The sequence below is a fragment of the Leisingera sp. CC-HEC096 genome (genome assembly GCF_059429235.1).
Genome location: NZ_JCAIJS010000001.1, coordinates 2,960,338 through 2,970,808, shown reverse-complemented (window position 1 = coordinate 2,970,808; position 10,471 = coordinate 2,960,338). Strand labels below are relative to the sequence as shown.

The 10,471-nt window shown below is 60.9% G+C and carries 8 protein-coding genes and 1 tRNA gene; 3 read left to right on the top strand and 6 right to left on the bottom strand.

Annotation, left to right across the window (positions count from 1 at the left end):
• Positions 1-268: 268 nt before the first annotated feature.
• From AC5STI_RS14260 to AC5STI_RS14240, 5 genes are all read right to left on the bottom strand, one after another.
• Positions 269-1,375 carry a flagellar basal body P-ring protein FlgI gene (locus AC5STI_RS14260; RefSeq protein WP_495447140.1) on the bottom strand — a complete coding sequence of 369 codons (1,107 nt, stop codon included), beginning with the start codon at positions 1,373-1,375 and terminating at the stop codon, positions 269-271.
• Positions 1,372-2,379 carry a flagellin gene (locus tag AC5STI_RS14255; RefSeq protein ID WP_495447139.1) on the bottom strand — a complete coding sequence of 336 codons (1,008 nt, stop codon included), beginning with the start codon at positions 2,377-2,379 and terminating at the stop codon, positions 1,372-1,374. Before AC5STI_RS14255 ends, AC5STI_RS14260 begins: the two co-directional genes overlap by 4 nt.
• A gap of 3 nt (positions 2,380-2,382) precedes the next feature.
• Complete coding sequence (gene flgK / locus AC5STI_RS14250) at positions 2,383-3,831, bottom strand: flagellar hook-associated protein FlgK (RefSeq protein WP_495447138.1); 1,449 nt, start codon at positions 3,829-3,831, stop codon at positions 2,383-2,385.
• 46 nt (positions 3,832-3,877) lie between these two features.
• Positions 3,878-5,185: a flagellar hook protein FlgE gene (locus AC5STI_RS14245; protein ID WP_475048728.1), complete on the bottom strand. Its 1,308-nt coding sequence runs from the start codon at positions 5,183-5,185 to the stop codon at positions 3,878-3,880.
• Positions 5,186-5,309: 124 nt separating this feature from the next.
• Entirely contained in the window at positions 5,310-6,146 is an 837-nt protein-coding gene (locus tag AC5STI_RS14240; protein WP_495447137.1) for a flagellar motor protein MotB, read from the bottom strand.
• A gap of 272 nt (positions 6,147-6,418) precedes the next feature.
• Between AC5STI_RS14240 and nirK the strand changes: the two genes are divergently transcribed.
• Positions 6,419-7,543 carry a copper-containing nitrite reductase gene (gene nirK, locus AC5STI_RS14235; RefSeq protein WP_495447136.1) on the top strand — a complete coding sequence of 375 codons (1,125 nt, stop codon included), beginning with the start codon at positions 6,419-6,421 and terminating at the stop codon, positions 7,541-7,543.
• A 76-nt stretch (positions 7,544-7,619) separates the two neighbouring features.
• A complete protein-coding gene (locus AC5STI_RS14230) occupies positions 7,620-8,414 on the top strand; it encodes a formylglycine-generating enzyme family protein (protein ID WP_475048723.1) in 795 nt (264 codons plus the stop codon).
• A gap of 335 nt (positions 8,415-8,749) precedes the next feature.
• On the opposite strand, the gene hemN is transcribed toward AC5STI_RS14230, so the two are convergent.
• Positions 8,750-10,105, bottom strand: coding sequence for an oxygen-independent coproporphyrinogen III oxidase (gene hemN / locus AC5STI_RS14225; protein WP_495447135.1), 1,356 nt, complete (start codon positions 10,103-10,105; stop codon positions 8,750-8,752).
• Positions 10,106-10,322: 217 nt separating this feature from the next.
• Between hemN and AC5STI_RS14220 the strand changes: the two genes are divergently transcribed.
• Positions 10,323-10,409 (top strand) — tRNA-Leu (locus AC5STI_RS14220).
• Positions 10,410-10,471: the final 62 nt, after the last annotated feature.

The window sequence follows — 10,471 nt, the reverse complement described above, 5'->3', positions numbered from 1 at the left end:
CTCAAGCACAGCCGCTTGCCTGAAGTGGGCAAGGAAAATGCGCGCTCGGTCACCACTGCAAGTCCCGATAAATACCCAAAGCTCTTTGATAGTTTGCCTCCTGCCCTGGCTGCGCTCCGAGAGCCTGCAAGCAAACATCCAGCACAGGGCCTGAGCGCTATTCACAGCCAGGTGAGCGCCGGAGACGAGTGGTTTAGGGAAAAGCAAAGAAATACCCCGGCTTCAGCAGATGAAGCCGGGGCGTGTTCCGTCGGAACTGGCGCGCGTGTCAGCGGACAACGAACTCCGCGTGCAGGGCCCCTGCGGCTTTGAGGCTTTTCAGGATATCGATCATGTCCCGTGGAGACACTCCCAGGGCATTCAAGCCTGCCACGACTTCTGAAAGCGAGGTTGTTTCGGGCACTTCAGCCAGCTGGATCCCCTCCTCTTCCTCGATGGCGGCACCGGTTCTGGGCACCACAACCGTTTCACCATCTGCAAAGGGATTGGGCTGAACAACCAGCGGCGTCTCTTCGATCCGAAGGGTGAGGTTCCCCTGAGCAACAGCCACGCGGGAAATCCGCACGTCGCTGCCCATCACGATGGTGCCGGAGCGCTGGTCGACCACCACCCGCGCCTTGCGCTGTGGCTCAACCAAAATGTTTTCAATCCTGCCCACCGCATGCGCTGTGGAACGTGTATTGGTTCGGCGAATGTCGACTTCGACCGTCCCGGAATCGCGCATCAAGGCAACGTTGCGGCCAAATTCGTTGTTGATCGCCCGCTCGATCCGCCCGGCAGTGGTAAAGTCCGGCTCCCGCAGCGCCAGCCGCATGGAGCTCAGCGAAGCCAGGTCAAAATCGATCTCCCGCTCGACACGCGCACCGGCCGGGATCACGCCAGCCGTCGGCACCCCCTGGGTAACCGTGGCGGCTTCACCTTCAGCCACCGCACCGCCAGCCAGGATCGTCCCCTGGGCAACGGCATAAATCTGGCCATCCGCGGCATTCAGAGGTGTCATGATCAGCGTGCCGCCCATCAGGCTTTTGGAATCGCCGATGGCCGACACTGTCACATCAATAGTGCTGCCGACGCGGGCAAAGGGCGGCAGGGTCGCCGTCACAAAAACCGCCGCCACGTTCTTGGGCCGGAACTGCTCGCCAGTCACGTTGACGCCAAGCCGCTCCAGAATGTTGGACATGATTTCTTCGGTGAACGGCGAATTACGCAGCCCGTCGCCGGTGCCATCCAGGCCGACAACCAAACCGTAGCCGACCAGGTCATTGCCGCGAACCCCGTCGAATTCCACCAGATCTTTGAGCCGGATGGTGCTTGCCTGCGCCAGCACAGGCAGCAGAAACAGGCAAGCGAGTAAGAGACGCAAGAAACCCATCATGAGATGTACTTCAGCAAGGACAGCTGCGAGCTGCGGGCTGTGATAGTGTACAGTCCTTCCAGCTGCGTTTGCGCTTCTTGCAGCCGGGTATAGGTCTCATAAGGATCGGCTGATACCAGATTGTTTTTGACAATGCTCAGGCTGGTTTTCGAAGCCTCGTTGCGGGTGTTGACTGCCTCGAGCTGGCCTTCGATGAACCCTACATCGGCTTGGAGATCAATCAGCTTATCCGCGCTTTCGGACAGCTCGCTGCTGGCCTCGATGACCAGGTCGATCCGCACGTCATCGGTCAGGCCGAGGCTGGGTTCATCCGCCAGAGCAGTGATCACATAACTCTGCAGGGCATGCTTGAGGTTGTCATCATCGGCGCGGATGCCCAGGGTCACCTGTTCTCCTTCGCCGACTGTAACCGGCTGCAGCGACGTTGTGGAGCCTTGATACATGACGGCGTCAAAGCCCGCCGGATCGTCGAACCAGTCCTTGACGGCCTGGATGATGTCATTGCTGGTTGTCAGCCCTGCGACTTCCGCGAGCGCGGCAGTCATTAAGGTGCTGGCGTCATTCAGAGGTTTGGTGTCCGTCGCCGTGCCCGCAAAGATCGTCCGCCCCCCGACTGAGGTGTTCATCAGGTTGATGGCGCTGGACATTCGCTGCTTGGCCTGGCTGCCGAACTGCTGCGCGTTATCCGTGTCAATCGCGGGCGACAGCCTCAGGATGTCGTTGCGCATCGCCTCCACCTGGCTGTGCACTTTGTCAAGGCTGCCTTGCGTGGCGGTGGCAAACAACTGAACTTCTCCATTGGCAACCATATAGCTGTCGATCCTGTTCAGCGAGCTCTCGAGATCTGCAAGATAAGTGAAATCGCCGCCGAGCCGCTCGCTCAAATTGGACGATTTACCGGTGGCAAACTCTTCAGACAGTGTGGTGACGTTTTCCTTCAGTTCCGTATTGCGGCTGCGGAGAAAGAGGTGCTGCGCCATATCGCCGTATGAATTCAAAATCATGGGTCAGATCCTCAAAAGTGTTTCCATAAGTTCGTCGACAACGGTGAGCACGCGGGCGTTGGCGGCATAGTACTTCTCAACCAGCATCAAATTCTGCAGCTCCGCGTCGGTGTCGACACCCAGCGCCAGTTCCGCTTGGCTCAGCTCGTTGAAACTGGTTGCGGCAAAAGTTGATGCACGCGAGGCGGTTTCGTTATCCTGTGCAAACCGCGACAACAGGTTCGCGCTTAGCGTCGCAGCTGTCATGTCTGCGGTCCCAAGTCCGACAGAGGACACCGTACGGGTGGTGTTCAGCGTGTCGGAATAGGCCTGTAGCAAACTGGAATCGCCAGGATCGCCGGGGCCGGCTGCATAAAGGCCATCGCGGAACCGCCAAGTCTCACCGGCGCCGTCCAAAGCCACCAGATCATTCAGCTCAATCCGGTTGGATATTCCGACGAAATTCGACGGATCGTAGAAGGCCCCATCATCGGTAAAAATACCGGCGTCCGTGACCCCGATGCTGGCATCCAGTGCCGGGTCCTGGAAACGCTCGATAAGATCGGCGGCCATGGCGTCCAGATCCTCCTGAGCCTCGACCGCGGTCACATCACGGATTTCGAACTGCGCGGTCAGGGTGCCGCCGCGCAGCGGACCATCCGGGCTGGTGTCGATTGTTTTACCGTTGACTTGGAGGCCGGAAATCATGCCGTTGCCCAATGTCATGTGCGGCATGATATCGCGCGAAGGCGTGAAGCTCAGCTCAGACGCCTTGTGATCCAGCAGCATCACCCCGCCGGTCGAATACAGGGTTACTTGGCCGTTGTCGCGGCGGACAACATTGACCGGAATAATCCCGTTCACCTGGTCAATCAGCTGGTCACGCTGGTCATGCATTGCCACGGCGTCCATGCCGCCTGCTTCCACCACCATAATACGCGCGTTGAGCTTCTCGATCTCTTTCAGTGCCTGGTTCACCGTATTGACCTGGCTGCCGATCGCACTGTCCGCATTGATCCGCAGGTCGCGCAGCCCTTCAGCCGTGCGCGATATCGAGTCTGCCAAGGAGTTGGCCTTGACCGCAAGGTCGTTCAGACGGGGTTGCGAGTCCGGTCTCGAGACCGCTTCGATCAGCGAAGATTCGAAGTCCGAGAGCTGTGCGGCCAGTGACATCCCGTCATCAACAGTGCCCACCAGATCGGACATCCGGCCGAAGAAATCGGCCTCCGCCTTGGCGGCTCCGTATTCCGCTTCGGCAACCCGGCGGTTGGAGATCAGCACCGGATCATTCATGCGTTGGACATTGCCGGTCTGGACACCGGGAACGCCCACGCCCGGGCTGTTCAGATCCAGAACCCGGCGCGTGTAGCCCGGGGTCAGCGCGTTGGCCAGGTTTTCAGAGACCACTTGCGAGGACCGGCCGGCCGCGGTCAGCCCGCTCATCGCGCTGTTAAGGGCGGTGTAAAGAGACATGTTCAGCCTGCTTTCGTGAAGCCAATGTCAGGGAGCATCAAGCGCTTTAGCGCTTGATGTTGGTGGTTTCCTGCAGCATCTCGTCAACGGTCTGGATTACCTTGGCGTTAGACGAATAGGCTCGCTGGGTCTGGATCATGTCGGTCAGCTCTGTCGCCACGTCGACCGCCGATTCCTCCTGTGCGTAACCCAGGATTTCTCCAGTCGGCCCGTCACCGGCATCCCACAGGTAAAACGCCCCGGAATCGTCAGTCGGCTTGTAGGTCTGGCTGTCCAGCGCCCGCATGCCGTTGATGTTGGAGACATCCGCCAGCGGAACCTTGTAGATGACCTTCGTATCGCCGGAGTCATAGGCGGCAATCACCTCACCGGAGGCGTTGACCTCAACCGAAACGAAGGAACCGACTGCCGTACCGTCCTTCTCAGTCGTGCCAGGCACGAATTCGTCGCCCAGCTGGCTCATCCCGTTCTGTTCGCCAATGACACCGATATTGATCTCGACCGGGCCGCCCGCAACGTTGATGGTCACCGAGCCGGCGGTTCCGTCGTAGGCACCCCCGGTTACGGTCGCTACGCTTTGAAGCGTGCCGGCCGACGATGCGCTGTCATCGAATGTCAGTGTGTATTCGCCGATGACCGTTGCGCCTGTCGCGGAGTCCACGATTTGCATTGTCCATTCGTTCGTACCGGTGGTAGCCGGCAGCGTTGCAACCGTGGGCGTATAGGTGATCGTCAGCTCTTCGGAGCGGCCCATGTTGTCGTAATACTGTACCACCTGTTCGACAACGGCGCCGGAGGCACCCGGATCGGTTTCGGCGGCGGGCAAGTTTGCCGTCAGGCTGATTTCCGTTGTTGGTTCCGCTGACAGCCTGTTGAGGTCGATCCGGACGGGTTCAAGGCCGTCGCTGGTATCGCGGGCCGCATCCGGAACCGTGCCGTCAGCCAGCGCGGGCCAGCCCATCAGGACCAGGCCTGAGTCCGTCGACAGATACCCGTTGGAATCAGTCCGGAAAGAGCCGGTGCTGGTCAGCATCATAGACGGGCTGCCGCCAGCCTCCACTTCAGTGATCGAGGCCACCGGCAGCATGCCGCGGCCGCGCACTGCCAGATCGGTGGCGTTGTTGGTCGAAACCAGCGGGCCGCGCTCGTCGATAAGCCGGACGTTGGTCGCGCGCACACCACCCGCAGAATAAGTGCCGCCGGAACCGGACAAGACCATGGAATGGAAATCGGTCTGGACCCGCTTGTAGCCGCGGGTCGAGGAGTTGGCGATGTTATCGGAAATGGAAGCCAACCGGCTGGCATTGGCGCTCAATCCTGAAACGCCCGCGTTCAGCGACGAAGAAATGGTCATAGCACGCCTTTCTGCTGCATCTAATCATTCTGGTTGCAACAGCTAGCGCAGGAGCGATTAACGGGCGGCTAACAGATAAAATATGACCTATCTGTCAGCCGCCTGCCTCAATGTTTTCAGGGACTTATTCCCGCAAAAAGATGATCTCGATCCGGTCGTTGCGAGCGGCCATGGGATTTCCGACAGCCAGCTTGCGGTCGGCATGCCCAGTCACCCTGTAAACCCGGCCCGCGGCCAGACCGCCCGATTCGAGCAGCGTGCGCGTCTTGTCCGCCCGCGCGTGGGACAACTCCCAAACCGGATTCTTCGCGAGAACAACCGGGTGGGACCGAATATGGCCGCCGATAGCGACATTGCTGGTCACGCTCTCCGAGACCCGCGCAATCATCCTGACCAGATCCCTGAACAGCGGTTCCGGTTCCGCCTGGTCCTGTTTGAACAGGGGCATGTCCTCGGTGGCGAACAACTCGATGATCAGCCCTTCGTCGGTGACCCGGGTCACGATATGGCGGGACATTGCGACCGACACCATGCTCTCGCCGCCGCGCCCGGACAGCTGTTCCTCGATTGCGCGGAACTTGGAATCCTCTTCCTCGCGATTCTCGTTGGACTCAACCCCGGTTTCACCCTGCGCCTGCTGGGCATCCATCGGGTTGATATCCGTTGCCCCAGTACCAGACTGCGGTTTGATGTCTTCGGTGAACATGCTGTCACCTTGAAACGCACCATTGCCGCCGCCGGAAACCCGGCTCAGCGGAATCGAAGGCGAGAAGTAATCCGCCAGCCCCTTGCGTTGTTTTTCCGTCGTCGCGTTCAGCAGCCACATCAGCATAAAGAAGGCCATCATCGCGGTCACGAAGTCGGCATAGGCCACCTTCCACGCGCCACCGTGATGGCCATCGCCACCACTGACTTTTTTCTTCTTGATGATAATGGGCGCCACATTGCTCTGTGCGCTCATATCCACCACCACTATTTTCACCCATCCCTGAAATAGCAGGCGGCGCGTTAAACGAGCCTTAACAATTAAATTTGCCGGCAGTTCCTTCCTAAACCGCTTCGTTGATCACGCAGCCTTGGCCATGTTCTACAGCGGCAAATCCTGCATGTTAAAAACCTCTTATCTTGACATCAAGAATTCATATCGAAGGTTGATAAGGGACAAACACCTGTACAGCGCGCGGCGCTAGGGTCTCCTCAACACAGCACATTGAACACTGAAAGGAGATCATCATGCTGACCCGCAGAGCCGCACTGATGGGGGCAGCCGGCGCAGCAGCGCTGCCTGTACTGGCCAAAGCCGCAAAGGCCGAGAGCACATCCGTCCACGAGGCCGCGGCGCCTGTGGACCTGTCCAGCCTCAAGCGCATCAAGCGCGAGCTGGTTGCACCGCCCTTCGTGCATGAACACGAGCAGATCGCCCCGGGTGCCCCCCGCATCGTCGAATTCGAGATGAAGATCATCGAAAAGGAGATCGAGGTCGACCAGGGCGCCTACCTTCAGGGGATGACCTTTGACGGCTCCATCCCAGGTCCGATGATGGTGGTGCATGAGGGCGATTATGTCGAACTCACCCTTATCAACCCGCCGGAAAACATGCTGCAGCACAACATCGACTTCCACGCAGCCACCGGCGCCCTGGGCGGCGGCGCGCTGACATTGGTGAACCCGGGCGAGAAAACCGTGCTGCGCTTTAAGGCAACGCGTCCCGGCACTTTTGTCTATCACTGCGCACCGGGCGGCCCCATGATCCCCTGGCACGTCGCCTCGGGCATGGCCGGCACCATCATGGTGCTGCCGCGCGAAGGGCTGTCGGACCATAACGGCAATCCGGTGAAATACGACCGCGTCTTCTACATCGGCGAAAACGAGTTTTACATTCCAAAGGACGCAAACGGCGACTACATCCGTTATGAGGACGTGGGGGAAAGCTATCCCGACACGCTGGAAGTCATGAACGGGCTGATCCCCAGCCACGTGGTCTTCAACGGCGCAGTTGGCGCGCTGACCGGCGAAAATGCCATGAAGGCGAAGCAGGGCGAGAAAGTGCTGTTCGTGCACAGCCAAGCCAACCGCGACAGCCGTCCGCACCTGATCGGCGGCCACGGCGACCTGGTCTGGGAAGCCGGTAAGTTCAACAACGTGCCGGACCGGGATCTGGAAACCTGGTTCATCCGCGGCGGTTCGGCCGGGGCAGCGCTCTATGAGTTCCTGCAGCCAGGTGTCTATGCCTACGTGAACCACAACCTGATCGAGGCGGTGAACCTTGGCGCAACGGCCCACGTGGTGGTCGAGGGCGAATGGAACAACGACCTGATGGAACAGGTGGTCGCCCCGACCGAGTATTCCGGCTCCTGACCTTCGGCCGGAAGCAAAACTGGACAGGGCGGCCGCAGCACGCAGCCGCCCATTTTTGCCTTGAAGGAACGCAGACATGAAAGTTGAGCTGATTGCCGCCGGGCTTGCCGCCGCCATTGGCCTGCCGGGGTTCTGGTATTCCGCCGTCAAGGAACCGGCGCCGCAGGCCGAAACCGTGTCTATCGCTGCAGACACAATCGCCTACCGCCCGATCGGAAACTTTCACCGCAACGGCAAAAGCGTGGTGCCGCCGGAACAGCGGCGGCCTGTTGCGGCATTTGAAATCATGAAACATCAGGTTTCAGGCGCGGATTATGCGGCCTGCGTGGCAGCGGGCGCCTGCAAGGAAGCGGACAGCACCCCGGCAGAAGGCAGCCAGCCGCAAACCCATGTCAGCTGGCACGACGCCACTGCCTATGCTCAATGGTATTCCAAGGAAACCGGAGAGAGCTGGCGGCTGCCGGACGAAGCCGAATGGCAGCTCGCTGCGGCCGAAATCTTTGGCGACGAGGCGGTTGAGACGGATGGCGGCGACCCGGCCCAGCGCTGGCTGCGCCAATACGCCCGCGGCGTCACGCTGCGCGGCCTGCCGGGACCTGCTCAAGACCCGAAAAGCGAGCCCAGCGCCAATAGCAACGGCCTCAGCGGGCTCGGCGGTAACATCTGGGAATGGACCGGCGGCTGCATGCAGAACGGCGAGGTGCGCAAGGACGGCAGCCTGGAGCTGGGCGATCCTTACTGCAGCGCCCGCATCACCGGCGGCCGCCACCGGGCGGTGGTGATCGATTTCATCCGGGATGCCAGCGTCGGCGGCTGTGCGGTCGGGCTGCCGCCGGACTATCTGGGATTCCGGCTGGTGAAAGACGGCTGACGCTAGGAAAAAGGGGCGTACTCCCGCGCCCGCAGGTGCCCCGGCTGCGCCGGAACTCCTTCGCGGCCTTGGGCCCGGCAGCTGCGCTGCCTGTCCCGTCAATAGCCGTTCAAAGACACGCCTGCCTTGAACGGCTCTTCCGATTATTGGCCGGTCAAACCCGCCTCTAAGGCAAACCGCACCAAGGCGCTGCACCTGCAGTCCCTAACCCGGTGCTGGCGAGCGGAGCCAGGTGATGAGGATGGCCGCGCTGTGCGCCAGCACAGCGCCACGCCCAACTGTGAGGGGCCTCCGGCAGGAGGCTCTTGAAAAGGCGGGAGCACGCCGCTCGCGGTTCAGGACGCCCTGCTGTAACGCACACCTTCGGGCACATGTGCATCAAAGCTGCTGGCAACGATCCGGGTCAGCGGACGGCCCTCGGGGAGGATCTCCAGCGCTCCCGCGTCCAAGCTCACCAGATCGCCAAAGCGGGCCGCGATCTGCGCCAGATCTGCATCCAAGCTTGCCGCCAGATCCCCAAAGCGCTGCCGCAGCTCTGCCCGGTCCAGCCGGAACTCGCACATCAGCATCTCGATGGCACGGCCGCGCAGCAGGTCCTCCTGGCTCATCACATGGCCGCGCGCGCCAGTAAGCTGCCCGGCCTCAACCCGCTGCACATAGGCAGGTGTTGCGGCGGCGTTCTGGATGTAGCCCCCGGCAAAGCGGGAGATCGAGGACGCACCGAACCCGATAAGCGTCGGGCAAGTGTCGTCCGTGTAGCCCTGGAAATTGCGCCGCAGATGGCCGGTGCGGGCCGCCGCCTCCAGCCCGTCGCCGGGTTTGGCGAAATGGTCGATGCCAATCGCGGTAAAGCCCGCCTCTGCAAATTTCTCCGCCGCCAGCCCGGCCAGATGATACCGCGCCAGATCGCCGGGCAGTGTCTCTTCTTTTATCAGCTTTTGCCGCTTGGCCACCCACGGGACATGCGCGTACCCGAACAGCGCCAGCCGGTCGGGGTTCAGGCTCAGCACCTTCTCCACCGTGTCCGCCATCCGCGCCTGCGTCTGATGCGGCAGACCATAGACCAGATCGGCATTCAGCGAATTGATCCCCGCCGCGCGCAGATCCTCGACACAAGCCCTGGTCACCTCAAACGGCTGCGCCCGCCCGATCGCCTGCTGCACCAGCGGGTCAAAGTCCTGAATACCGATGCTGGCCCGGTTCATACCTTCCGCCGCCAGCGCTGCGATCTTGTCCCGGTCGACCATGGTGGGATCAATCTCGACCGAGAACTCCCAATCGTCAGTATGCGGAAACACAGCCTTCACCGCCTGTGCCAGCCGGTGGATCAAGTGCGGAGGCAGGATGGTCGGCGTGCCGCCGCCCCAATGCATCCGCCCCATCCGCAAGCCCTTAGGCAAGAGCGGCGCCACCAGCTTCAGCTCCTGCTCCAGCGTGCCGATATAGCTCTCCACCGGACTCAGCGTCTGGGTGCCTTGAGTGCGGCAGGCGCAGAACCAGCACAGCCGCTCGCAGAACGGGATGTGCAGGTAGACCGAAACCGGCACATCCGGATCCAGTGCCTGCAGCTCACGGGCCTGCTCCGCGGCACCAACGGCTGCAGAGAACACCGGCGCGGTCGGGTAAGAGGTGTAGCGGGGCACCCGGCTGTCGAACAACCCAAGGGCTTGGAGGCGGTCAATCTGTTTCATGACTTTCCTATGCCCCTTTTGCGAATCCGCCACTTTGCGCAGGATCAAACCGGCACCCGGAATTCCTCAAAGGCGAGAATCCGGTCGGACCCGTCAACGCACTGGATTCACATGAGAAAACAATCACCGGGCAGTTTTTCAGGAAAATCGCCAAGGACGCACATTTTCCGTTTGACGCTGCCAGCGACTCCGCTTATACGCCCTCCTCACGACACCTGCCCAGGTGGCGGAATTGGTAGACGCGCTAGCTTCAGGTGCTAGTGTCCGTATGGACGTGGAGGTTCGAGTCCTCTCCTGGGCACCATTCCCCCTCACTCGAAAAACAGCTGACGGCAGGGGCAAGATAACGTGCCCTGTTAGGCATGT

Bases quoted from the DNA above. Each gene is read 5' to 3' on its own strand.
- AC5STI_RS14260 (WP_495447140.1), bottom strand. From the start codon at position 1,375: ATGATGGGTTTCTTGCGTCTCTTACTCGCTTGCCTGTTTCTGCTGCCT.
- AC5STI_RS14230 (WP_475048723.1), top strand. From the start codon at position 7,620: ATGAAAGTTGAGCTGATTGCCGCCGGGCTTGCCGCCGCCATTGGCCTG.
- flgK (WP_495447138.1), bottom strand. From the start codon at position 3,831: ATGTCTCTTTACACCGCCCTTAACAGCGCGATGAGCGGGCTGACCGCG.
- AC5STI_RS14245 (WP_475048728.1), bottom strand. From the start codon at position 5,185: ATGACCATTTCTTCGTCGCTGAACGCGGGCGTTTCAGGATTGAGCGCC.
- nirK (WP_495447136.1), top strand. From the start codon at position 6,419: ATGCTGACCCGCAGAGCCGCACTGATGGGGGCAGCCGGCGCAGCAGCG.
- hemN (WP_495447135.1), bottom strand. From the start codon at position 10,105: ATGAAACAGATTGACCGCCTCCAAGCCCTTGGGTTGTTCGACAGCCGG.
- AC5STI_RS14255 (WP_495447139.1), bottom strand. From the start codon at position 2,379: ATGATTTTGAATTCATACGGCGATATGGCGCAGCACCTCTTTCTCCGC.
- AC5STI_RS14240 (WP_495447137.1), bottom strand. From the start codon at position 6,146: ATGAGCGCACAGAGCAATGTGGCGCCCATTATCATCAAGAAGAAAAAA.